Source organism: Streptomyces sp. NBC_01276 (assembly GCF_041435355.1).
In the GTDB taxonomy this organism is placed as follows: domain Bacteria; phylum Actinomycetota; class Actinomycetes; order Streptomycetales; family Streptomycetaceae; genus Streptomyces.
Window position 1 is genome coordinate 3772514 of sequence record NZ_CP108442.1, and the last position, 24149, is coordinate 3796662.

The 24149-nt window shown below is 72.0% G+C and carries 19 protein-coding genes and 1 pseudogene; 13 read left to right on the plus strand and 7 right to left on the minus strand.

All coding sequences use genetic code 11. The annotated features are described in order from the left end of the window. Position 1: 1 nt before the first annotated feature. The 5 genes from OG295_RS16665 (at position 2) to OG295_RS16685 (ending at position 6958) form a co-directional block, all read left to right on the plus strand. Complete coding sequence (locus OG295_RS16665; RefSeq protein WP_371677585.1) at positions 2 to 2077, plus strand: copper resistance protein CopC; 2076 nt, start codon at positions 2 to 4, stop codon at positions 2075 to 2077. A gap of 5 nt (positions 2078 to 2082) precedes the next feature. Beyond that, positions 2083 to 3366, plus strand: a complete 1284-nt coding sequence (efeB, locus tag OG295_RS16670; RefSeq protein WP_371677586.1) for an iron uptake transporter deferrochelatase/peroxidase subunit — start codon at positions 2083 to 2085, stop codon at positions 3364 to 3366. A gap of 42 nt (positions 3367 to 3408) precedes the next feature. Then, positions 3409 to 4344: a prephenate dehydratase gene (gene pheA, locus OG295_RS16675; RefSeq protein WP_371677587.1), complete on the plus strand. Its 936-nt coding sequence runs from the start codon at positions 3409 to 3411 to the stop codon at positions 4342 to 4344. Between the two features lie 527 nt (positions 4345 to 4871). Then, positions 4872 to 6149: a serine--tRNA ligase gene (serS, locus tag OG295_RS16680; protein ID WP_371677588.1), complete on the plus strand. Its 1278-nt coding sequence runs from the start codon at positions 4872 to 4874 to the stop codon at positions 6147 to 6149. After that, positions 6146 to 6958 (plus strand): HAD family hydrolase, encoded by an 813-nt coding sequence (locus OG295_RS16685; RefSeq protein ID WP_371677589.1) that lies wholly within the window; start codon positions 6146 to 6148, stop codon positions 6956 to 6958. Before serS ends, OG295_RS16685 begins: the two co-directional genes overlap by 4 nt. Before the next feature lie 187 nt (positions 6959 to 7145). Here OG295_RS16685 and OG295_RS16690 read toward each other — a convergent pair whose 3' ends face one another. The 5 genes from OG295_RS16690 to OG295_RS16710 form a co-directional block, all read right to left on the minus strand. Beyond that, positions 7146 to 7793, minus strand: coding sequence for a rhomboid-like protein (locus OG295_RS16690; RefSeq protein WP_371677590.1), 648 nt, complete (start codon positions 7791 to 7793; stop codon positions 7146 to 7148). 82 nt (positions 7794 to 7875) lie between these two features. Then, positions 7876 to 8595: an ABC transporter permease gene (locus OG295_RS16695; protein WP_371677591.1), complete on the minus strand. Its 720-nt coding sequence runs from the start codon at positions 8593 to 8595 to the stop codon at positions 7876 to 7878. A 14-nt stretch (positions 8596 to 8609) separates the two neighbouring features. Beyond that, positions 8610 to 9521: an ABC transporter ATP-binding protein gene (locus OG295_RS16700; protein ID WP_356212177.1), complete on the minus strand. Its 912-nt coding sequence runs from the start codon at positions 9519 to 9521 to the stop codon at positions 8610 to 8612. Next, positions 9518 to 10405 (minus strand): ABC transporter permease subunit, encoded by an 888-nt coding sequence (locus OG295_RS16705; protein WP_371677592.1) that lies wholly within the window; start codon positions 10403 to 10405, stop codon positions 9518 to 9520. The genes OG295_RS16700 and OG295_RS16705 overlap by 4 nt, the downstream gene beginning before the upstream one ends. After that, entirely contained in the window at positions 10395 to 11429 is a 1035-nt protein-coding gene (locus OG295_RS16710) for an ABC transporter ATP-binding protein (RefSeq protein WP_371677593.1), read from the minus strand. The genes OG295_RS16705 and OG295_RS16710 overlap by 11 nt, the downstream gene beginning before the upstream one ends. Before the next feature lie 254 nt (positions 11430 to 11683). Between OG295_RS16710 and OG295_RS16715 the strand changes: the two genes are divergently transcribed. The 4 genes and pseudogenes from OG295_RS16715 to OG295_RS16730 all read left to right on the plus strand — a co-directional run bounded on the left by OG295_RS16715 (position 11684) and on the right by OG295_RS16730 (position 15455). Beyond that, positions 11684 to 12553 carry a M24 family metallopeptidase gene (locus OG295_RS16715; protein WP_371677594.1) on the plus strand — a complete coding sequence of 290 codons (870 nt, stop codon included), beginning with the start codon at positions 11684 to 11686 and terminating at the stop codon, positions 12551 to 12553. Positions 12554 to 12558: 5 nt separating this feature from the next. Further along, positions 12559 to 14331 (plus strand): SDR family oxidoreductase, encoded by a 1773-nt coding sequence (locus OG295_RS16720; RefSeq protein WP_371681212.1) that lies wholly within the window; start codon positions 12559 to 12561, stop codon positions 14329 to 14331. Positions 14332 to 14368: 37 nt separating this feature from the next. Continuing rightward, a pseudogene (locus OG295_RS16725) lies at positions 14369 to 14530 on the plus strand (metal-dependent hydrolase); the annotation flags it as partial. Between the two features lie 10 nt (positions 14531 to 14540). Continuing rightward, positions 14541 to 15455, plus strand: coding sequence for a MerR family transcriptional regulator (locus tag OG295_RS16730; RefSeq protein WP_371677595.1), 915 nt, complete (start codon positions 14541 to 14543; stop codon positions 15453 to 15455). Between the two features lie 104 nt (positions 15456 to 15559). Here the strand turns inward: OG295_RS16730 and OG295_RS16735 are convergent, their stop codons facing one another. Beyond that, on the minus strand, positions 15560 to 16363 hold the full coding sequence (locus OG295_RS16735) for an aquaporin (RefSeq protein ID WP_371677596.1): 804 nt from the start codon (positions 16361 to 16363) through the stop codon (positions 15560 to 15562). Positions 16364 to 16496: 133 nt separating this feature from the next. Here OG295_RS16735 and OG295_RS16740 point away from each other — a divergent pair, with 133 nt between their 5' ends. The 3 genes from OG295_RS16740 to OG295_RS16750 all read left to right on the plus strand — a co-directional run bounded on the left by OG295_RS16740 (position 16497) and on the right by OG295_RS16750 (position 22132). Beyond that, positions 16497 to 17036, plus strand: coding sequence for an RNA 2'-phosphotransferase (locus OG295_RS16740; RefSeq protein ID WP_371677597.1), 540 nt, complete (start codon positions 16497 to 16499; stop codon positions 17034 to 17036). A 141-nt stretch (positions 17037 to 17177) separates the two neighbouring features. Then, positions 17178 to 19100, plus strand: a complete 1923-nt coding sequence (locus OG295_RS16745; RefSeq protein WP_371677598.1) for an HSP90 family protein — start codon at positions 17178 to 17180, stop codon at positions 19098 to 19100. Beyond that, the gene (locus OG295_RS16750) at positions 19097 to 22132 is read left to right on the plus strand and encodes a tetratricopeptide repeat protein (RefSeq protein ID WP_371677599.1); all 3036 of its coding nucleotides are present in this window, start codon (positions 19097 to 19099) and stop codon (positions 22130 to 22132) included. Before OG295_RS16745 ends, OG295_RS16750 begins: the two co-directional genes overlap by 4 nt. A gap of 63 nt (positions 22133 to 22195) precedes the next feature. On the opposite strand, the gene OG295_RS16755 is transcribed toward OG295_RS16750, so the two are convergent. Then, positions 22196 to 23098 (minus strand): LLM class flavin-dependent oxidoreductase, encoded by a 903-nt coding sequence (locus OG295_RS16755; protein ID WP_371677600.1) that lies wholly within the window; start codon positions 23096 to 23098, stop codon positions 22196 to 22198. Positions 23099 to 23226: 128 nt separating this feature from the next. Here OG295_RS16755 and OG295_RS16760 point away from each other — a divergent pair, with 128 nt between their 5' ends. After that, positions 23227 to 24105 carry a Cof-type HAD-IIB family hydrolase gene (locus OG295_RS16760; RefSeq protein WP_371677601.1) on the plus strand — a complete coding sequence of 293 codons (879 nt, stop codon included), beginning with the start codon at positions 23227 to 23229 and terminating at the stop codon, positions 24103 to 24105. Positions 24106 to 24149: the final 44 nt, after the last annotated feature.

Below are 24149 nucleotides of genomic sequence, written 5' to 3' on the forward strand. Positions count from 1 at the left end.
CATGACGGCCACCGCCCCCGCTCCTTCACCGGCCCGCGCCGCCCGTGCCACGGCATACCTGCCGCGGCTGGCGCTGGTCCTCGCAGCCCTGCTGGCATCCCTGTTCACCGCGGCCTCCCCGGCCACGGCACACGCCGCACTCACCGCGAGCGACCCCAAGGACGGGGCGGTGGTCGCCACGGCACCCGCCCAGGTCACCCTCTCCTTCTCGGAGCAGGTCGCCATGGGTGACGACTCCATCCGCGTCATGGACCCGCAAGGCAAGCGGGTCGATACCGGGGAACTGCGGGACATGTGCAGCGGATCGACCGTCCGCTACGGCACGGCCCTGCACACCGGCCTGCCGAACGGCACCTACACCGTCGCCTGGCAGGCCGTCTCCGCCGACAGCCACCCGGTCTCCGGCGCCTTCACCTTCTCCGTCGGCGCCCCGTCGGCCACCAGCGTCTCCCTCCCCGACCGGCAGGTGGGCGGCGGACCCGTCGGCGTCGTGTACGACATCGCCCGCTACGCCGCCTACGCCGGGTTCACCGTCCTCGTCGGCGGCGCCGCCTTCATCCTGCTGTGCTGGCGCCGGGGCTCCGCCGAACGGCCGCTGCAGAAGCTGGTGGTGCGCGGCTGGGTCACCCTCACGGCCGCCACCCTGGCGATGCTGGTGCTCCGGACCCCGTACACCGGCTCCGGGAAGTTCGCGGACGCCTTCGACCTCGACGGGCTGCAGGCGGTCCTGGAAACCAAGACCGGCGCCTCGTTCGTCTCCCGGCTGCTGCTCCTCGGGGCGGCCGCCCTGTTCATCGCCGTGCTCTTCGGGGCTTACGCCCGGCGCCAGAAGGTTGCCGCCGAGACCGGATCCGAAGGCACCGACCGCACCCGCTCCGCCTCCACCGAAGCCGAAGCCGAAGCCGAAGCCGGAGCCGGAGCCGGAGCCGACGAGGCCACCGACGCCGAAGCCGCCGACGAGGCGAAGAAGGAGACGAGCGACCTCGCCTTCGGGCTCGCCATCGGCGGCACCGTCGTGGCCGGCGGCATCGCCGCCACCTGGGCGCTCGCCGAACACGCCTCCACCGGAATCCAGCCCGGCATCGCGATGCCGGTCGACATCCTGCACCTGCTCGCCGTGGCCACCTGGCTCGGTGGCCTGGTCGCGCTGCTGGTCGCGCTGCACAAGGTGCCGGACATCGAGCGGGAGGCCGTCCAGCGCTTCTCCAAGGTCGCCTTCATCAGCGTCCTGGTCCTCGCCGTGACCGGCGTGTACCAGTCCTGGCGCCAGCTCGGCAGCTGGTCGGCCCTGACCGACACGAGCTACGGCCGGCTCCTCATCATCAAGGTCTCGCTGGTCGCCGTCCTGGTCGCCATCGCCTACCTCTCGCGGAAGTGGACGGGGCGGCTCGGGGAGGTCCGTTCCACCGGGGGCGCCGAGGCCGGGGCACCCGTGGAAGAGCCCGCCGAGGTGCTCGCGGGGGCCGATGTTTCACGTGAAACATCGAGCGGCTCCGACGCCGACCCCCGACGGGCCGCACAGCTGGCACGTCAGCGCGCCGCCCGTGAGAAGGCCCGCGACAAGCAGGTCCGCGACGCCGATCCCGGCCGCGCGGGGCTGCGCCGCTCGGTACTCGCCGAGGCCGGTGTGGCCGTGGTCCTGTTGGCCGTGACCACGGTCCTGACCAGCACCGAACCCGGCCGCGCCGCACAGCTGGAGACGAACCGCAGCGCGGCCGGCCCGGCGGTGCCCAACCGGGCCGTCAAGATCACCCTGCCGTTCGACACCGGCGGCCAGAACGGCAAGGGCACCGTCCGGCTGGAGCTCGACCCGGGCCGGGTCGGCGCCAACACCCTGCACCTGTGGGCCGACGGCGAGGACGGCAAGCCCCTCGACCTCCCCGAGATCAAGATCGCATTCACCCTCCCGGCCAAGGAGATCGGCCCGCTGCCGGTCGCCCCGGACCGCGACGCTCCGGGACACTGGAGCGCGTCCGGGGTCCAGCTGCCGCTCGCGGGGGAATGGCGCATCGACGTGACCGTACGTACCTCCGACATCGACCAGACGACCGTCCAGAAGAACGTGAAGATCGGCTGAAGAGCGTGACCGAAAGCACCGGGAGCAACCCCGACATCGAGATCTCCCGGCGCCGGCTGCTGGGCACCGTCGGCGCCGCGGGCGCCGCCGGGCTCGCACTCGGCGCCACCGGCGGCGCCCTGGTGCATTCGGCGGTCTCCGACTCCCCGGCCGGCGCCTCGGGTGCCGCCGGATCCCCCGGCTCCCTCGGGGCCACCCGGGTCGCCTTCGAAGGGGACCACCAGGCGGGCATCACCACCCCGCTCCAGGCCAAGGGGCACGTACTCGCCTTCGACCTGGTCCCGGGCGCCGGGCGCAAGGAGGCCGCCGCGCTGATGCGCCGCTGGTCCGACACCGCACGGCGGCTCATGGCCGGCGAGACCGCCCCGACGTCGGACAGCGGGATCGCCCTCGACGCGGGGCCGTCCTCCCTGACCCTCACGTTCGGCTTCGGACACTCCTTCTTCGAGCGCACCGATCTCGTGGCGCGCCGCCCGGCCGCCCTCGACCCGCTGCCGGACTTCTCCTCCGACCGCCTCGACGCCCAGCGCAGCAACGGTGACCTGTGGGTGCAGATCGGCGCCGACGACGGGCTCGTCGCGTTCCACGCCCTGCGCGCCGTACAGAAGGACGCCGGGGAGGCCGCCCGGGTGCGGTGGCAGATGAACGGCTTCAACCGCTCTCCCGGTGCCACCAGCACCCCGATGACGGCACGGAACCTGATGGGCCAGGTCGACGGCACCGGGAACCCCAAGCCCGCCGATCCCGACTTCGACCGGCGGATCTTCGTCCAGGGCGCCGGCCCCGGGCCCGCCGAACACTCCTGGATGGCCGGCGGCTCGTACGCGGTCGTCCGCCGGATCCGGATGCTGCTCGACGACTGGGACAAGCGGTCCCTGGCGCAGCAGGAGCAGGTCATCGGCCGGACCAAGGCCACCGGGGCACCTCTGACCGGCGGCAGCGAGACCACGAAGCCCGCCCTGGACAAGCTCGGCCCCGACGGCAAGCCGCTCATCGCCTCCAACGCCCACGCCCGGATCTCCGCCCCGGAACAGAACGGCGGCGCCGCGATGCTGCGCCGGCCCTTCTCCTTCCACGACGGGATCGCCCCCGACGGAACGCCCGACGCCGGACTGCTCTTCATCTGCTGGCAGGCCGACCCGCTGCGCGGATTCGTGCCGGTCCAACGCAAGCTCGACCGTGGCGACGCGCTGTCGGAGTTCATCCGGCACGAGTCGAGCGGCCTGTACGCCGTCCCGCCCGCGCCGCGCAGCGGGGAGTACGTGGGGCAGCACCTGCTCGAAGGGTGAACAGCCCCACGGGGGCGGGTGTCCCGGCATTAGGCTGATCGCATGTCGGCCACCCGCTTCACCTATCTCGGTCCCGAGGGCACGTTCACCGAAGCCGCCCTGCGCACCCTGCCGGAAGCCGCCACCCGGGAGCTGGTCCCGATGGTGTCGGTCCCGGCCGCCCTGGACGCCGTGCGCAACGGCGAGGCCGCCGCGGCATTGGTGCCGATCGAGAACTCGGTGGAGGGCGGGGTCACCGCCACCCTCGACGAGCTGGCCTCGGGCGAGCCGCTGATGATCTACCGCGAGGTGCTGCTGCCGATCGCGTTCGCGCTGCTGGTGCGGCCCGGGACCAAGCTGTCGGACGTCAAGACCGTCACCGGGCACCCGGTGGCCCAGCCCCAGGTGCGCAACTGGCTGCGGACCCATCTGCCCGACGCGGTGTGGGAGTCGGCGGCGTCCAACGCCGACGGTGCACGGCTCGTGCAGGAGGGCCGCTTCGACGCCGCCTTCGCGGGCGAGTTCGCGGCCGCCACGTACGGGCTGGAGGCGCTGGTCACCGAGATCCACGACGCGCAGAACGCCGAGACCCGTTTCGTGCTCGTCGGCCGGCCCGCCCGGCCGGCGGCGCCCACCGGCGCCGACAAGACCTCCGTGGTCCTGTGGCTCGGCGACGACCACCCCGGTGCGCTGCTGGAGCTCCTCCAGGAGTTCGCCGTCCGCGGGGTGAACCTGATGCTGATCCAGTCCCGCCCGACCGGAGAGGGCATCGGCAACTACTGCTTCGCGGTCGACGCCGAGGGCCACATCTCCGACCGCCGGGTGAGCGAGGCGCTGATGGGCCTCAAGCGGACCTGCCCGCAGGTGCGCTTCCTGGGCTCCTATCCGCGGGCCGGGGTCGCTGTGAGTGAGGTGCGCGCCGCGCGGCCGGGAACCTCCGACAGCGACTTCACGGAGGCCTCCGACTGGCTGACTCGCTGCCTCGACGGCCGGGCGTAGGTCGCCGTCCACCTGTCCACAGAGTTATCCACAGGCTGAGATGGGGACCTGGGGACAAGTCGACAGAGCGGCGCGACAAGGTCGACAAATCGGCCGGGTGGCCCAGGTTTCGCGCTGGGGAGCGGTAGGTGAACGGCGTCACCCCTGTATCACCGATCAACTCTTTGGAGCGAGTCATTCCCACCCGAATGAGTGTGTGAGGGCGGTTTGAACCCTGATCGGCCCCGACCGCTCGCCGATCCCTATTGATCTAATTCCGTGTCCACAGAACCGGCGCACAGCCTGTGGATAAGACGGCTCCAGGGGGAATTCCTGTGGACAAGGAGGCCTCCGCGCGGCTGCTCACACCCCGGCCACCGCCCGCCGTTGTGCCCCTTTTCGGGGAATGGGCCGGTTTTATCGACCGGCCCGCGGCGGCCGGATCCGGCCGCCGGGCGAGGGTTTTACATTCGCACCAATTGGGACATAGCGACACGCAGCGTGATATCGATGTGATCCCCGGAAGCCCAGCCCGGTAGCCTGGAGGGGTGATTGACCTTCGGCTGCTCCGTGAAGACCCTGACCGTGTCCGCGCCTCGCAGCGCGCCCGTGGAGAGGACGTCGAGCTCGTCGACGCACTGCTCTCCGCCGATGAGCGCCGCAGGTCCTCCGGCATGCGCTTCGACGAGCTGCGCAACGAGCAGAAGTCCCTCGGCAAGCTCATCCCCAAGGCCTCTCCGGAGGAGCGGGCCGAGCTGCTGACCAAGGCCGAGCAGCTCAAGCAGGACGTCAGGGCCGCCGAGGCCGAGCAGAACGAGGCTGACGAGGCTGCCAAGAGCCTCCTGCTCCGGCTCGGCAACATCGTCCACAGTGACGTCCCGGTCGGCGGCGAGGAGGACTTCACCGTCCTGGAGACGCACGGCACGATCCGCGACTTCGCCGCCGAGGGCTTCGAGGCCAAGGACCACCTGGAGCTGGGCGAGTCCCTGGGCGCCATCGACGTCGAGCGCGGCGCCAAGGTGTCGGGTTCGCGCTTCTACTACCTCACCGGTGTCGGCGCCCTGCTGGAGCTGGCCCTGGTCAACGCCGCGATCGCGCAGGCCACCGAGGCCGGCTTCATCCCGATGCTCACCCCCGCTCTGGTCCGCCCGCGCGCCATGGAGGGCACCGGCTTCCTCGGCCAGGCCGCGGAGAACGTCTACCACCTGGAGAAGGACGACTACTACCTGGTCGGCACCTCCGAGGTCCCGCTCGCGGCGTACCACATGGACGAGATCATCGACGCCGACAAGCTGCCCCTGCGGTACGCCGGTTTCTCGCCGTGCTTCCGCCGCGAGGCGGGTACGTACGGCAAGGACACCCGCGGCATCTTCCGCGTCCACCAGTTCGACAAGGTCGAGATGTTCTCGTACGTCGCGCCGGAGGAGGCCGAGGCCGAGCACCAGCGCCTCCTCGACTGGGAGAAGCAGTGGCTGACCAGCCTGGAGCTGCCCTTCCAGGTGATCGACGTCGCCACCGGCGACCTGGGCTCGTCCGCCTCCCGCAAGTTCGACTGCGAGGCCTGGATCCCGACCCAGGGCAAGTACCGCGAGCTGACCTCCGCCTCGAACTGTGACGGCTTCCAGGCCCGCCGCCTGTCGATCCGCTACCGCGAGGGCAAGAAGACCGCGCCCCTGTCCACGCTGAACGGCACCCTGTGCGCCGTCCCGCGCACCATCGTCGCCATCCTGGAGAACCACCAGCAGGCCGACGGCTCGGTGCGGGTCCCCCCGGTGCTCCGTCCGTACCTGGGCGGCCGCGAGGTGCTGGAGCCGATCGCCAAGTGAGCCCGGCCCCGTTCCCCTACAAGCTCGTCGCGACGGACCTCGACGGCACGCTGCTGCGTGACGACGACAGCGTCTCGGAACGCACCCGTGAAGCGCTCGCCGCGGCCACCGCGGCGGGCGCGGCGCACATCGTCGTCACCGGCCGGGCCGTGCCCTGGACCCGGCACGTGCTGGACGACCTCGGCTACAAGGGGATCGCCGTCTGCGGGCAGGGCGCTCAGGTCTACGACGCCGGGGCGCACCGGCTGCTGACCTCGGTGACGCTGGACCGGCAGCTGGCAGGGCTGGCGCTGTCGAAGATAGAGGCCGAGGTGGGTCCGCTGGCCCTGGCCGCCAGCCGGGACGGGGTGGACGGCGAGGTGCTGTTCGGCCCCGGCTACCAGGTGCAGGAGGGCCTCCCAGCGCAGTACCTGGAGGACACCGCGGCCGTCTGGACGGCACCGCTGAACAAGCTGTACATCCAGCACCCGGGAATGGGCGAGGACGAACTCGTCAAGGTGGCTCGGGCGACCGTGGGCAACCTGGTCGACATCGTGATGGCCGGTCCGGGGATAGTGGAGATCCTGCCGCTGGGCCTGAGCAAGGCCACGGGCCTCTCGCTCGCCGCCCGCCGGCTGGGCGTGAAGGCCGCCGAGACGATCGCCTTCGGCGACATGCCCAACGACATCCCGATGTTCGGCTGGGCCGCGCACGGCGTCGCGATGGCCAATGCCCACGCGGAGCTGAAGGCCGTGGCCGACGAGGTCACCACCTCCAACCAGGAGGACGGCATCGCGGTGGTGCTGGAGCGCCTGCTGGGCGCCGCGTAGCGCGACGCGTAGAGGTACGAGAGGTCCGGGACAGCCCGCGCCGCGAGGCGCGCTCGAAGTGGCTGCCCCGGACCTTTTGTTGCTCCCCGCACCCCTCACTCTGCCGGGGGCGCAGGACCCGTACCAGCGAATTTCCCTGCGGCACGGAGGCCGGAGGCGATGTTTCACGTGAAACACAGGCCGGGGGTCAGGGGGCGGCGGCTGCCGGGTGGGGGTCCGGGTGCAGGGTCAGCGGCCAGGCGAGCAGCCCGACGGCGAGCGAGATGGCGTGGCCGAGATCGGTGAAGGTACCGCCGGTGAGCAGCGGGAGGCCGAAGAAGGCCACGGCGCCGGCGAGGTACAGCCATCTCCAGGGGCCCGGGAGCCGGTAGGTCAGAACGCCGACGGAGGCCGCGATGCCGTAGCTGACGCCGATGTCGACGACGTGGGTCATGCTGTGCGGCGCACGGTTGTCCTGGATGGCCATCAGGAGGAACTTCTGGGTGGCGAGGGTGGCGACGACGTGGGCGGTCGCGACGATCACGAGCCAGCGCAGGGTGCCGAGCCAGCGCTCGACGGTGGCGTGGAAGAGCTCGAAGAGCACGGCGTACAGGGCGAGGGAGGCCGGGTCCTCGATCCAGAAGGCACTGCTGATCAGGGCCCGTATCGGGTGCTTGACCAGCTCGTGGATGTTGCTGCTGTTGCGGTGGAGCAGGACGTGCTCGACCCGGTCGGGCGCGATCACGACGATGACACTGGTGACGGCGATGATGAGCAGCCAGATGTGGGTTCCGGGCGAGGCGCGTATCCAGGACCGCAGGGGCCTGGACGGCTCGGGCTCGGTGTGCTCGATCATGCACCGATGATGCCGTGTACGCCGGTGCCCCGCCCGGCCGGTGGGCCGGGCGGGGCACCGGTTGCGCGGTGGTGCGGGGGCCCTACTCCTCGCCGGCGAGGGTGAGGCGACGCAGCTTCTGGCCCGCGTAGGCGGTGGCGCCGACGGTGACCACGATCAGCAGGATCACGGCGGTGGACAGGCCGACGCTCGCGTCCACGTACCCCTGTCCGGCGACCTTCTCGGCCAGGGCGAGGGACCACTGCTGGACGCTGAGGGTCTTGGCCCCGGAGACCAGGCTGCCGAAGAGGGATTCCCAGATCAGGGCGTAGACCAGGCCGAAGACGACCGCGTGCCGGCTGACCGTGCCCAGCAGCAGGAACAGGGCGCTGTAGGCGATCGAGGCGACGAGCGCCGCGACCGTGTAGGCCACGGCGATCTGCTGGCCGTTGCCGTTGAGGATGAAGCCCGCGATCAGGGTCGGGATGGCGGAGAAGGCCATCGTGACGGCGATCGCGACGGTCAGCTTGGTCAGGATGATCGTCGGGCGCTTCACCGGCTTGGAGAGCAGGTAGACGATCGATCCGTCGTCGATCTCGGGGCCGATGGCTCCGGTGCCGGCGATGACGCCGATCAGCGGGACCATCGTCGCGAGGGCGAAGCCGCCGAGCAGGTCGGTCGCCACCTTGTCGTCCACGCCGGTGAAGGCACGGACGGCGACGGAGATGACGATCAGCAGGGCGGGCAGCGCGAAGAGGATCAGCGCGCGGCGGCGGCCGAGCAGGGCCCGGTAGGTGAGCCGGGCGACGGTGGGGTTGTACATGGGTGCCAGCTCCTTCAGGCCGCGACGAGGTAGGAGAAGACCGACTCGAGGGACTCGTCGGAGGGCGAGACCGTCAGCAGCCGGATGCCGTGCGCGCGGGCGACCTGCGGCAGCAGCTCGGTGAAGCGCCCGAAGTCGACGGCCTGGACGCGCAGGGCGCCTTCCTTCAGGTCGACCTCGATGCCGGCCGTGGACGGGTCGGCGATCAGGGCCGCGGCGAGGGCCCGGTCGTCGGAGGAGCGGATGAGGTAGCGGTGGGGGCGGTCCGTCATCAGACGGCGGATCTTGCGGAAGTCGCCGGAGGCCGCGTGCCGGCCGGCGACCACCACCTCGATGTGGGAGGCGAGCTGCTCGACCTCCTCCAGGATGTGGGAGGAGAACAGCACGGTGCGGCCCTCGTCGCCCATGCGCCGCAGCAGGTCCATGAGCTGCATGCGCTGGCGCGGGTCCATGCCGTTGAAGGGCTCGTCGAGGAGCAGGACCGAGGGATCGTGGACGAGCGCGGAGGCCATCTTCACGCGCTGCCGCATGCCCTTGGAGTACGTGGAGATCTTGCGGTCCTGCGCGTACTCCATCTCGACGGTGGCGAGCGCCCGCTGGGCGTCCGCGTCGTCGAGCCCGTGGAGCTCGGCGTTGGCGACGACGAACTCCCGGCCGGTGAGGAAGTCGTACATCGCCTCGCGCTCGGGGACGACGCCGATCTGCTTGTAGACCTGCTCGTTGCGCCAGATCGGCGCGCCGTCGAGGGTCACGGTGCCCGTGGAGGGGGCGAGGAAGCCGCCCATCATGTTGATGAGGGTGGACTTCCCGGCGCCGTTGGGGCCCAGCAGGCCGGTGACGCCGGGACCGATGCGCATGGTCACGTCGTTGACGGCGACGACGTTCCCGAACCAGCGGGAGGTGTGGTCGATGTCGATGATGGTCACAGCCCGGCCTTCCGGTAACGGGCCATCAGGGCGGCGTACGAGCCGACGATGAGGCCGAGGGCGACGAGCAGGTAGACGACGCCGACGCCGGCGGAGGGGCCCTCGCCACCGGGGAAGGCGGAGGTCGCGCCGAGGAAGGCGGTCTGCACGCCGTCGATCAGGGTGATGGGGGAGAACAGGCCCATCCAGTCGATGGCCGCGGTGTGGCCGGTGTTGTAGGCGACGCCCTGCACCGCCGTGACGGCGCCGTAGGGGATCAGGAGCAGGCCGATGACGGCGGCGACGCCGAACCCGCGGCGCGGGGTGAGCGCGGCCATGACCAGGCCGAGTCCCGCGAAGAGCAGCGACAGCAGCAGTACGGACACCAGTCCCTGCCCGAATCCCTTGGTCTGGTCGGCGAAGTCGAACTTCGCCAGCAACGAGCCGATCCACATGATCAGCAGTGGGGTGGCGGTGAGGATGAAGAGGGCCGAGGCCATGGCCGCGTACTTGGCCACGACGTAGTCGACCCGCTCGATCGGCCGCGAGAAGTACAGCGGCACGGTCTTGAAGCGCAGGTCCCGGGAGACGGACTGGGGTGCCTGGGACGCGAGGTAGAGGCCGATGATCACCTGGGTGGTCAGGGCGTACGTCGTGTACTTGATCGGCAGGTCGGTGGAGCCGGGGACGGCGATCGCCACCGCGACGATGATCAGCGCGGGGACGCACATCACCGCGAAGAGGATCATCGGCAGCACCTTGGACTTGGCGGAGCGGCCGAGTCCGTACGCGCCCCGGAGGGACTGCGAGAAGAGGGAGGTGCGGGCGTAGGCGCGTCCGAGGCGGGGGCCGTCGTAGGACCGGTAGCCGATGTTGTGGATCTGGGTCGAGGTGTCAGGCGCCATCGGAACCGGCTCCCTTCTGCTGGGTCTGGAACTGCGGAACGGGCGGGGCGGCCTGTGCGGCCTGCGCGGCGGCCTGTGCGGCCCGGTCGCCATCGCGGAAGACCTCGGCGATGTGGTGGCGGCGCTGCTCCATGCGGACCAGGCCGAGCCCGAGGTCGGCGACGGTGTCGCGGACGGTGTCGTACGTGTCCTCGCCGGTGGCCTCGACCAGGAGGATGTGGCCGGCACCCGGCAGGCCCTGCTCCTCGCCCGCGTGCAGGACGATGCCCGCCGCGGTGAGCGCCGCACGCACGGCGGCGGTGCCGTCCGGGTGCGCGTCGGAGTCGGTGACCTCGACGGCCAGGGTGGTGGTGGTCTGGGTGAAGTCGCTGGTGGAGCTGGAGCGCAGCAGCTTGCCGCCGTCGACGACGACCACGTGGTCGCAGGTCCGCTCCAGCTCGCCGAGGAGGTGGGAGGTCACCAGGACGGAGATGCCGAAGTCGGTGTGGATACGGCGGATCAGGCCGAGCATCTCGTCGCGGCCGACCGGGTCCAGGCCGTTGGTCGGCTCGTCGAGGAGGACCAGCTGCGGGTCGTGGACGAGTGCCTGGGCCAGTTTGACCCGCTGCTTCATGCCGGTGGAGTAGCCGCCGATGGGGCGGTAGCGCTCCTCGTACAGCCCGACGTGGCGCAGGGTGTCGGCGGTGCGCTCGCGGGCCGCGGTCGGCGACAGCCCGGACATGCGCGCCATGTGGACGACGAACTCCGTGGCGGAGACGTCGGGTGGCAGGCAGTCGTGTTCGGGCATGTAGCCGACGCGTTCACGGATGGCGCTGCCATGCGTGGCGACGTCGAGTCCGAGCACGGCGGCGCGGCCCTCGGTGGCGGGGGACAGTCCGAGCAGGATCTTGATCAGCGTGGACTTGCCGGCTCCGTTGGCGCCCACGAGCCCGGTCACTCCGGGCCCGATGTCCAGGGAGAGCCGGTCGAGGGCGGTCACTCGGGGGTACCGCTTGCTCAGGCTTTCGGTCGCGATGACAGTCACGCGTTCGACGTTAGTGCCGCGGGCGGGCCGGATCGTCAGACCTGGAGCGGGATCACGTATCCGCCTTGAGGACTACGGGCCCTGACCGAAGTCTGATGACGGCCGGCCGCCGACGGGCCCCGCGGAAGCTTTAGGCATGGCCCGGACAAGTTTGTCCACAGGTCCGTGCACGGGCCTTGACGTGATCTCCGGTCATTGTCACATTCATCAGTGTCAGGTTACGGGCGCGCACGCCTACAGGACGGACGGCTGGCATGGCTGGGGAAACCAAGCAACGCACCGCGCACGACCGGGCAGGGCTCTCCGCCGAACTGCGCGGGTTCAGAGAGGTCCAGCGCCTCGCCTACGCATGCGCCGAGACCGTGGCGGCCCAGCTCCGACCCGGCGTGACCGAGCGCGAGGCGGCCCGGATGCAGCGCGACTGGCTGCGCGAGCGCGGGGTGCGGGACTGGTTCCACCTGCCCTTCGCCTGGTTCGGCGACCGCACCGCCTTCGCGAACTTCAAGATCCCCCTCCAGTTCTTCCCGACGGGGCGCAAGCTGGAGCCGGGCATGCCGTTCATCCTCGACATGGCCCCCGTGTACCGGGGATACGCGGCCGACATCGGGTACTCCGGCAGCCTCGGCCTGCACCCCCTGCAGGACCGGCTGATGTCCGACCTGCGCCCGCACCGGGAGCTGATCCTGCAGCAGGTGCGCGAACGCCGCTCCCTCCGGGAGATCTACGAGAACGTCGAGCGGCTGATGACCCGCCAGGGGTACGCCAACCGCCACCGGGCCTACCCCTTCGGCGTCATCGCGCACAAGATCGACCGCGTCGCGGAGCGGCGCTGGTCCCCGACCGCGTTCGGGTTCGGTACGCAGTCCCTCAGGGGACTGGTCTCGGACGCCCTGCACGGGCACCGCGAGGGCTGGTCCCCGCTGTGGAGTCCGTACCGCTTCTCCGACCACCCGCCGCGACCCGGCCTGTGGGCGGTGGAGCCGCACCTGGGCTTCCGGGGGACGGGGGCGAAGTTCGAGGAGATCCTGGTGGTCACCGACTCCCGGGACCCCGAGGAGAGCGCGTTCTGGCTGGACGACGACCTGCCGCACGTGCGGCGCTGGGCTGAGGAGAAGGCGGCATGAGCGGGATGAGCGGTAGGGCACTGGCGGGCGCCCGGGAGCGCTGGGTGAGCACTGGCGGCATCGAGCTGTGCGTCGCGGAGCTCGGGGAGACGGACCATCCGACCGTGGTGCTGGTGCACGGCTACCCGGACAGCAAGGAGGTCTGGTCGGAGGTCGCGGAGCGGCTCGCGTCCCGCTTCCACGTGGTCCTGTACGACGTACGCGGCCACGGGCGCTCCTCTGCGCCGGTGCCGCTGCGCGGGGGCTTCACCCTGGAGAAGCTGACCGACGACTTCCTGGCCGTGGTGGACGCGGTCAGCCCGGACCGCCCGGTGCACCTGGTCGGCCACGACTGGGGGTCCGTACAGGGCTGGGAGTTCGCCACGGTCGCCCGCACCGAAGGGCGGATCGCCTCCTTCACCTCCATGTCGGGCCCCTCCCTCGACCACTTCGGGCACTGGATCAAGAAGCGGATGGCGCGGCCGACCCCGCGGCGGGCCGCCCAGCTGCTGAACCAGGGCGTGAAGTCCTGGTACGTCGGCATGCTGCACACCCCGGTGCTGCCGGAGCTGGCCTGGCGCGGACCGCTCGGCAAGCGCTGGCCGAAGATCGTCCAGCGGGCGGAGAAGTTCCCGGACAGCTCCTACCCGACCGCCTCGCTCCCCGAGGACGCGGCACACGGGGCCTGGCTCTACCGCGACAACGTCCGGCCGCGGATGCGCCGGCCGCGCACCGACGCCTACGCGCACGTACCGGTTCAGCTGATCGTGCCGACCGGGGACGCGTTCCTCTCCGAGCGGCTCTACGACGACACGGAGCTGTGGGCCCCGGACCTGCTGCGGCGGACCCTGCCCGCCAAGCACTGGATCCCGCGGACCCGGCCGGACCAGGTGGCGTCGTGGATCTCCGAGTTCGTGACCGCACGGGAGGAACCGGCCGCGCGGGCCCCGCAGCAGAAGGCCCCCGGCCGCTACGCCGACCGGTTCGGCGGCCGGCTGGTGCTGGTCACGGGCGCCGCCAGCGGCATCGGACGGGCCACCGCGTTCGCGTTCGCCGAGGCCGGGGCCCGGATCGTGGCCGTGGACCGGGACGCCGAGGGCGCGGCGCGCACCGCCGGGATGGCCCGGCTGGTCGGTGCGGCCGAGGCCTGGGGAGAGTGCGTCGACGTCAGCGACGAGCAGGCGATGGAGAAGCTCGCGGCGAAGGTCGCCACCGAGTACGGGATCGTCGACGTCCTCGTGAACAACGCCGGTATCGGGCTGTCGGGCTCCTTCCTGGAGACCACCTCCGAGGACTGGAGAAAGGTCCTCGACGTCAACCTGTGGGGTGTCATCCACGGCTGCCGGATCTTCGGGAAGCAGATGGCCGAGCGCAACCAGGGGGGCCACATCGTCAACACCGCCTCCGCCGCCGCCTACCTGCCCTCCCGGACCCTGCCCGCCTACAGCACCTCCAAGGCGGCGGTGCTGATGCTGAGCGAGTGCCTGCGCGCGGAGCTCGCCGGGAAGTCGATCGGCGTCTCGGCGATCTGCCCGGGGATCGTCAACACCAACATCACCGCCACCTCGCGGTTCGCCGGGGTGGACGCGGCCGAGGAGAAGCGCCGCCAGGAACGCTCCTCGCGGCTGTACGGGCTGCGCAACTTCCCGCCGGAGAAGGTCGCCGACGCGATCCTGCTGGCCGTGGTGAAGAACCAGGCGGTGGTACCGGTGACCCCGGAGTCCAAGGGCGCCCTGTGGATGTCCCGCTTCGCGCCGCGCGCGCTGCGGCGGATCGCGAGGGTGGAGCCCCGGCTGTGAGCGGGACGGACGGAGCCGGGCCATGACCCGGGGACGGGGGCCGGTGTGGAGAGAGCCGGGCACGGCCATACCCCGCTCCTTCCTGCGGTCGTACCATCCCTCGCAGGAGGGCTCGCTGCGCAGGGCGGTCGAGTGCCTGGCGGCGTCTCCTGCCGCCCGGACCGCGGCGGGCGCGGTCGGGCGAGCCGCCATGTCGTAGGGAGCCGGGATTGTCCGATCAGGCGGTAGCGGAGTACCGGATCGAGGATCTGGCCCACCACAGCGGAGCGACGGTACGCACGATCCGGGCGTACCAGGACCGCGGTCTGCTTCCGAAGCCGGAGCGCCGCGGCCGGTCCAACGTCTACCGGGACACGCATCTGGCGCGGCTGCGGCAGATCGCGGACCTGCTGGACCGGGGCTACACCCTGGCCTCCATCAAGGAGTTGCTGGAGGCCTGGGACGCGGGGCGCGGACTGGGCGGCGTACTCGGCCTGGTGGCCGAGGTGCACGGACCGTGGACCGACGAGGAGGCGGCCCGCATCAGCCGGGCCGACCTCAACGAGCGGTTCGGGGGCCGGCCCGACGACGACGCCGTGGACGAGGCCTGCGAGCTGGGGGTGCTGGAGAGGATCGCGGGGCGCCCGGACGAGTTCCTGGTGCCGTCACCGCAGGAGCTGGCGGTCGCGGCCGAGCTGTACGCGGCCGGGGTTCCGTTGGTGGCGATCACCGGACACCTGCGCGAGCTGCGCGGTCAGGTGGAGCACATCGCCTCGCGCTTCCTGGAGTTCACCACCGAGCACGTCTTCGCCCGCTACCTCGGCCAGGTGCCGCCGACCGACGCGGACGCGGCGGAGGCGGCGACGATGGTGCGCAGGTTGCGGCCCCTGGCCCAGCAGACGGTGGACGCCGAGCTGGCGCGGGCGATGCGGCTCTTCGCGACCCGGCACCTCCAGCGGCACCTGGGGGCCGCCGGCGGGGCGCAGCCCTCGGGCCCGGCGCCGGTGGCCCTGCCCGCCGAGACGGTGCGGGCGGTGCAGGAGCTGGTGGGGTCCGCGCACGTGGCGGAGTTCGTCCGGGCCGCGACGGAACGCGAGCTCCAGGCACGGACCATGAACGATCTGGTCAGCAAGGGCGGCCGATAGTGCTCGATCAGCAGTCCACAGGGCGAATCACACTCTTGTCACCGAAACCCACCGAAACGGCTGTGGACAACTCCCGTTCGGCTGTGGGGAACCCGACCTGATCCTCAGACCACGGCCTCGAAAGCGGGTCCGGTGCGGGTGATATCGGCCACCGGTTTCTCTTCGTCCGGAGCCAGCGGTCCGGTCGGTCCGGCGGCTTGCACCCGCTCCTCCGACCGGGTGCCGCGGTCACGTCCGTAGAGGAGGGTGGCCAGGGCGAGGCCCACGCAACCGCCCAGCAGCTGGGCCGCGACGAAGCCGGGCAGCGACTGCGGGGCGATGCCGGTGAAGGAGTCGCTGAAGGCCCGGCCGACGGTGCCCGCGGGGTTGGCGAACGACCCCGAGGAGGTGAACCAGATCGCGGCGGCGATGTACGCGGCGACGGCGGACGGGATCAGCCGGGACCGTCCGATGCGGCCGAGCCCCTGGATGACCAGGACCAGGCCGGCGGTGGCGACGATCTCCCCGATCAGCAGGTGACCGCCGTCGCGGACCCGTGTGGAGAACTCCCCGGGGGTGCGGCCGAACATCACCTCGGCGAGGACGGCCCCGCCGATGGCCCCGGCGGTCTGGGCGGTGGCGTAGGCGAGGGCCTCCCGGACGTCGAGCCCCTCGCCGCCGGTGCGACGGGCCCACCACGCGGTCAGGGTGACGACCGGGTTGAGGTGGGCTCCGGACAGCGGCCCGAAGAGGGTGATGATCAGCCCGAGGCCGATGGCGGAAGCGAGCGAGTTGGCGACGAGGGCCACTCCCGTGTCGCGGCTGAGGGACGCGGCCTGGATGCCGGAACCGATCACCACCACGAGCAGGCTCGCGGTGCCGATGAGCTCAGCAGTCGCGCGCCGTAGTAGTGAAGCCTTATTTGTCATAGTTTCTCCCTGTGGGCAGCGGTTCAGCGGAAAATGTATTCCGTATCTTGGAAACGCGATAGAGGGAGTCCGCGTTCAACGGGGCGGTCAAAAATCGCTGCTCATGCCCGTCCCGACCCGGCAAGCTGGGGTCATGGACGACAGACGCACCGTGAAGGTGTCCAAATACGTCTCGAAACACCTGCGGCATCAGCCGGATCGAATCGGACTGGTGCTCGACACCCAGGGATGGGTGGAGATCGACGATCTTCTGCGCGCCGCCGCGGCCCACGGATTCCGCTTCACCCGGGCCGAACTCGACCACGTGGTCGCCTCCAACGACAAGCAGCGCTTCGCCGTCGACGGCACCCGCGTCAGGGCCAGCCAGGGGCACACGGTGGCAGTGGATCTCGGCCTGCCGGAGGCCGAACCGCCCTCGCACCTCTACCACGGCACCGTCGCCGCCGCCCTGGACGCCATCCGCGCCGAAGGCCTGCGCCCCATGGCCCGCCACCACGTGCACCTGTCACCCGACCGCGAGACGGCGACGCGCGTGGGAGCGCGCCGGGGCCGGCCCGTGGTGCTGACGGTGGACGCCGGCGCGATGCGCGCGGCCGGGCACGTGTTCCGCATCAGCGCCAACGGGGTGTGGCTGGCGGACGCCGTGCCTCCGGAATTCCTGCGTTTCCGATAGGCCCGGACAAGTAGGAGCGGACGAACGGGAATTCACGGAAGACTGTCGGATCATCCCCCTAATCTGTTCTCGTTCCGGGATCAGTGAGGGGGGCACCTCGCGATCACCGACCATCCCTGTGACCACGCGAGGTGACACCCCATGACGTCCGACTCCCTTTCCTCACCGGACCTCCCCGGCGGCACGAAAGCCGCAGCGGCGACCGGAGCCGCGACCGGAGCCGAGGTCAACAACTTCCAGGTCGACCTGCGCGGCCTGGTCGACCTGCTCTCCCACCACCTCTACTCCAGCCCCCGCGTCTACGTCCGCGAACTCCTGCAGAACGCCGTCGACGCCGTCACCGCCCGCCACGCCCACGAACCCGGCGCCCTGGTCCGCATCCGCCTCTCCGCGTCCGCCGGCCGCGTCACCATCGAGGACTCCGGCATCGGCCTGACCGCCGCCGAGGCCCACTCCCTCCTCGCCACCATCGGCCGCAGCTCCAAACGCGGCGGCAACGGCACCGACCCCGACATCCGCGGCCTGGAGACCACCCGTCAGGAGTTCCTCGGCCAGTTCGGCATCGGCCTGCTCGCCTGCTTCGTCGTCGCCCGCCGGATCAGGGTCGTCACCCGCTCCGCCCGCGACCCCCTGGCCGCTCCCGTGGAATGGCTGGCCACGGACGACGGCTCGTACACCGTGCGCGAACTGCCCCACGAGGCACGCCCGGAGCCCGGCACCACCGTCCACCTGGAAGCCCGCCCCGGCGCCGAGGAGTGGACCGAACCCGCCAGGGTCGAGCGGCTCGCCCGCGACTACGGCTCCCTCCTTCCCCACGAGATCACCTTCGACGACGGACTCGGCGGCGCCCCGCGCCCCGTCACCGACCGGCCCGCCGTGTGGGACCGCCCCTTCCCCACCCCGGCCGCCCGCCGCGTCGCGCTCGCCGGACACTGCGCCGCGCTCTTCGGCTTCACCCCCCTCGACAGCATCGACCTCGACCTGCCGGTCGCCGGGATCCGCGGCGTCGCGTACGTCCTGCCCGAACCGACCAGCCCCGCCCACCGGGCCGGACACCGCGTCCACCTCAAGGGCATGCTGCTGACCGACCAGGCCGACAACCTGCTGCCCGACTGGGCGTTCTTCGTCCGCGTCGTCCTCGACACCGACACGCTGCGCCCCACCGCATCCCGCGAGAACCTCTACGACGACGAGACCCTGGCCGCCGTACGCGAAGCCCTGGGCGCCCGCGTCCGGGCCTGGCTGGCCGAGCTCGCCGTCGGCGAACCGGACCGGCTGGCAACCTTCCTGAGCGTCCACCACCTCGGCGTGAAGTCGCTGGCCAGGCACGACGCCGAGCTGCTCGCGCTGATGCTGCCCTGGCTGCCCTTCGAGACCAGCGACGGCTCGATGAGCCTGGAGGAGTTCGCGGCCGCCCACGCCGACATCCACTTCACCCGCACCGTCGAGGAGTTCCGCCAGATCGCCCCGATCGCGGCGGCCCACGGCCTGGGCGTCATCAACGCCGGCTACACCTACGACGCCGACCTGCTGGCGCTGCTGCCCTCCGTACGCCCGGACCTCAAGGTCACCGAGCTCGACGCGGGAGCCGTCACCGAACGCCTCGACCCCGTCGCCACCGAGGTCGAACTGGCCCTCGCCGGCTTCCTGGCCACCGCCCGCACCCGCCTGGAGTCCCACAGCTGCGACGTGGTGCTGCGCGCCTTCCAGCCCGTGGCCGTCCCCGCCCTCTACCTCGACGACCGCCAGGCCCGCCAGGAACGCGACCGCACGGCCGCGCTCGACAACGCCGATTCCCTGTGGAGCGGCATCCTCGGCTCCCTGCGCGGCTCCGGCCCCCGGGCCCGCCTGGTCCTCAACCACAACAACCCGCTGATCAGGCGCATCGCGGGCCTCCCCGACCCCACCCTGACCGGCACGGCGGTCGAATCCCTGTACGGGCAGGCCCTGCTGATGTCCCAGCGACCCCTGCGCCCGGCGGACTCCACCCTGCTCAACCGGGCCTTCCTCGGGCTCCTGGAATGGGCGACCCACCCCACCCAGGCCCAGGAGGACGACAAGTGACCGCCATGACCAACGAAGAGATCCGGCAGGGACTGCAGCAGAACCGCGGCCTGCCCCACGGCGCGGCCCGCAACGCGCAGGCCGAGGCCCTCACCGCCGCCGCCGAGGTCAGCGGGGACCCCGCGCTGTTCCGCCACGCGTTGATCACCCAGATCGACGCCTACGAGTACAGCGCCGAACGCACCCGCATGGTCATCCCGTTCGCCCGCCTCCTCCAGGAGTACGACCGCGACCCCACGGCCTTCGACAGCGGCCACGCCCACGCCCTGTTCTGGCGCTTCAAGTGGGTGGCCGGCCGGATCGTCGAATCCCCCGAGATCCCCATCGAGACGGTCACCCGCTGGCTCGACGACATGGAACGGCGCTACCGGATCGCCGGGTACAGCGAACGCGCCGTGCGCCAGTCCGAGTTCTACCTGGCCCACGCCACCGGCGACCGCGAGCGGGCCGAACGGGCCATCGCCCGTTGGCGGGCCGCCGACCGCGACGCCATGAGCGACTGCCGCGCCTGCGAGACCCACACCCAGGGCTGGTTCTGGGCCGACCGGGGCGAGGACGCGAAGGCGATCGAGGTCTGGGAGCCGGTCCTCGGCGGCGGCCAGACCTGCATGGAGGAGCCGCACCGGGTCCTCGCGCGCTCCCTGCTGCCCCTCGTACGGCTCGGCCGCGCCGACGAGGCCCGCTCCCACCACCTGCGGGGATACCGCCTGGCCCGGGGCAAGGAGAGCCTGCTGCGCTCCATCGGCGAGCACATCGAGTTCTGCGCCCTGACCGGCAACGAGGCCCGCGGTCTGGAGATCCTCTCCGAACACGCCGTCCACCTCGTCCCGCTCGCGGACGTCGACACCCAGATGGAGTTCTTCGGCGGGGCGCTCGTCCTGCTGCGCCGGCTGCACCGGCTCGGGCACGGCGCGGACCTGTCCGTCCCCTACGAGGGCACCCCGCGCACCGTCGACGAGCTGTACGGGATCCTCCACGGCCAGGCCCTGGCGATCGCCGCCCGCTTCGACGCCCGCAACGGCAGCAGCCGGGTCTCGGACGAGCTGCGCGAGCGGATCGGGCGGGAACCGCTGCTCGACGTCCTCCCGCTGGGGGTGCGCAGCGCCGGACTGCCCCGGACCGTGCCGGTGACCCCCGCGCCGGCCGTGGCCCCGGCCCGGCCGCAGGCTCCCGGAGCCGGCCTCGACGCCCTCGTGGAGCGGGCCCGCACCGCACGCGACTCGGGCCACCCGGGGGCGGAAGCCCTGTGGGCGGAGGTGGCCGTACGGGTCTCGGCCCTCCCCGCCTCGGAGGCGGACCCGCTCGTCACCGCCGACGTGGCCGACCAGCGGGCCCTGGCCGCCGCGCGGGCCGGCGCGAAGGACGCGCCGCAACTGCTGGCGGACGTCCGCGCCCGGTACCGGGCACTGGGACGGGCGGAGCGCGTGGCCCTCACCGAGCTCCGGCTGGCGACCGCCGCCGCCCAGTCCGGGGAAGAGCCGGAACGGGTCCGGGAACTGCTGGCGACCGCCCTGCGCGCCGCCGAGGCACTGGACCCGGCCGAACCGCTGCGGACCCGGCGGATCGCGCTCGCGGAGCTGTCCTCGATGCGCGTGGAGTCGTACCTGCGCACGGTCGAGGCCACGCGCACGCAGGACCACGGCCACGGCCACGGCCACGGGGAGGAGCACGGCCACGAGGTGCTGGTGGCCGACCTCGGCGCGTTCGTCGCCGCCTACGGACCGGACCTCGCGGACCTGACCGCCGAGGCCGAGGAGATGCTGGGCCGGCTGGCACTCTCCGCGGGCGACACCGACCGGGCCCTCCCCCTGCTGGCATCCGCCGCTGCCCGGGTGATCGAGGCCGACCGTCCGTGGGAGGCCGTGGACCCGCTCGTACTGCGGGCCGGGGTACTGGTGTCCCTGGAGCGGACCGAGGAGGCCGAGGAAGCGGCGCGGTCCGCCCTGGAGCACGCCGCCGAGGTCGTCGACGCCGAGCAGCAGGGCATCGTACGGATCACCCTCGCGGACGTCCTGCTGCGCCGGGACTCGGCGGCGGAGGCCGCCGAGCACGCCCTGACGGCGGCGCACTGGTTCGACCAGGCCGGCCTGACCTCCGAGGGCGGCGCCCAGGCCCGGCTGCTGCTGGCCCGGGCCTACGCCGGTGAGGGCCGGACCGCCGACGCGGCGGAAGTGCTCCGGTCCACGCTGGCCGACCTGCTCCAGCACGGTGAGGGCCAGGCCGTCTCGGCGCGGGACTTCCTGGGCAACCTGCTGCGGGAGCTGCGCGATGCGCGGGGCGCCGCGGAGCAGTTCCTGCTGGCGGCGGAGCTGGTGCAGGGCTGGGAGGACCCGCGTCCGCAGGCGGGCTTCGCCCAGGCGGCCGCCGACTGCCTCTCCGACGCCGGCCTGGCCGAGGAGGCCGTCGCCGCCTACGAGCGTGCCCTGGAACTGCGTCGGCTGACCGGGGAGGCCGTCGTCTCCGAGGCCCGGATCCTGCGTTCGCTGGCCTGGCTGGGGCTGCGCGAGGCCGTCACGGACGTGACGACGGCCGCCGCCCGGACCCGGATGGACGAGGCGGCCGGGGTCCTGGAGGGCGCCCTGGCCCTGGACCCGGAGGACCCGGAGCTGCGGTCCGAGCTGGCCCAGACCTGGCACCAGCTGGCACAGGTACTGGACCGGCGGGTCAGTACCGAACTCCCCGTCGAGGACGGGGACGAGGCCGAGGACGGCCGGGACGGCCGGGAAGGAAGCGGTGGCTCCCCGGCACGGGGCACGCTGGGCGCGGCGGGCATCGAGGCGCTGCGGCTGGAGGAGGTCGGGCTCTGGGAGCGGGCGGCGGCGCTCTACTCCACGCTCGGGTCCGCGTACCTCCAGGAACGCTTCCAGTGCCTGAACAACGCCGCCTGGACGGATCAGGAGCTGGGACGGCCGACGGCGGGCGCCGCCCGGATCGCCGCGCTGATCGAGGAGGTCGGGAAGCTGCCCGAGGGAACCGCTCCGGAGTGGCTGCTGCCGCAGGCGGAGCGGGTCCTCACCCACCTGACGGCCTGAGGACACGACCGGCCCGGCCGGGACCCGCCACGCGGCGGGTACCGGCCGGGCCACCGGCTCTCGTCAGGCTTCGAGCTGGGCGAGCGCCTCGGTGGCGATCCGCTCGAAGACGGCCTCGTCGGCCGCGAAGTCGGAGTCCGGGATCGGGGCGTGGATGACGATCTCGGTGAAGCCCAGCTCGCGGTGACGGCCCGCGAAGTCGACGAACGCGTCCACCGACTCCAGCATGGTGCCGCGCTCCGGCGTGAAGCCGGTCAGCAGGACCTTCTCGATGGTGTCGGACTCGCGCCCGATCTCCGCCAGGGCCTTCTCCAGCTTGCCGACCTGGCCGCGCAGGGCCTCCAGCGACTGCTCGGGCGTCCCCTCGAAGACCTTCGGGTCACCGGCCGTCACCCAGGCCTGACCGTGGCTCGCGGCGAGCTTCACCCCGCGCGGGCCGGTCGCGGCCACCGCGAACGGCAGCCTCGGGCGCTGCACGCAGCCGGGGATGCTGCGGGCCTCCACGGCCGAGTAGAAGGTGCCGTGGTGGGTCAGGGCGCTCTCGGTCAGCAGCCGGTCGAGCAGCGGCACGAATTCGGCGAAGCGGTCCGCCCGCTCGCGCGGGCTCCACTCCTCCTGGCCCAGCGCCAACGCGTCGAAGCCGTTGCCGCCCGCGCCGATGCCGAGGGTGATGCGCCCGCCGGAGACGTCGTCCAGCGTCATCAGGTCCTTGGCCAGGGTCACCGGGTGCCGGAAGTTCGGCGAGGTCACCAGCGTGCCCAGCCGGAGCCGGTCGGTGACGGCGGCGGCAGCGGTCAGGGTGGGCACGGCCGCGTACCAGGGGCCGTCGCGGAAGGTCCGCCAGGTCAGGTGGTCGTAGGTGTAGGCGGTGTGGAACCCGAGCCGCTCGGCCCGCTCCCACTGGTCACGCCCGCCCTCGTGCCAAGGACGGACCGGGAGGATGACAGTGCTCAGACGCAGACTCATGCGTTCGAGCCTACGGGCGCCTCCGCACCAACCGCACATTCCGCACCACGCGCCCCGCCACTCCAGGCCCCCGCCGCCGTGTTTCACGTGAAACATCTGCCCACCGTCTGGCCTGGGCGCCCGGGACCATGGGCGAAGATGGAGCGGTGACCTCGGCTCCCCAGCGCCCGGACGGGCCAACCCCCGTGACCCGGCTCATCGCCACCGACCTCGACGGAACCCTGCTGCGCGACGACAAATCCGTCTCGCACCGCACCGTCGCCGCGCTCGCCGCCGCCGAGGAGGCCGGGATCGAGGTCTTCTTCGTCACCGGCCGCCCGGCCCGCTGGATGGACGTGGTCAGCGATCACGTCCAGGGCCACGGCCTGGCGATCTGCGCCAACGGCGCGGCCGTCGTCGACCTCCACGCCGACCGGGAGTTCGTGCAGGTCAGGGAGCTGCCCCGGGCCACCGCACTGACGGTCGTACAAAGCCTGCGGAAGGCCGCCCCCGGTACCTCCTTCGCGGTCGAGCGGACCACCGGCATCAACTACGAGCCGGCCTATCCGCCGTTCTTCGAGAGCCCGGGCGCCACGGTCGCCACTGCCGAGAAGCTGCTGCACGAGGAGCCCGAGGACACGGCGGCGCCCGTGCTGAAGCTGCTCGCCCACCACGCCGAACTGGCACCGGACGAGTTCCTCGCCCTGGCCCGCTCGGCCGCCGGCGCCTACGCCTCGATCACCCGCTCCAGCCCGACCGCCCTGCTGGAGATCAGCGGTCTCGGCGTGTCCAAGGCCAGCACCCTGGCCCGGTGCTGCGCCGAGCGCGGTATCTCGCCCGCCGAGGTGGTCGCGTTCGGGGACATGCCGAACGACGTGGAGATGCTCCGCTGGGCGGGCACCTCGTACGCGATGGGCAACGCCCACCCGGACGTGATCGCGGCCGCGTCGGGCCGTACGGTCGCCAACAACGAGGACGGGGTCGCCGTCGTCATCGAGCGCATCCTCGCCGAACGCTCCGCGGGGTGACCGGGTAGGGCTGGAGTCGCGGGCCGGGCGCGACTTCGACGGCA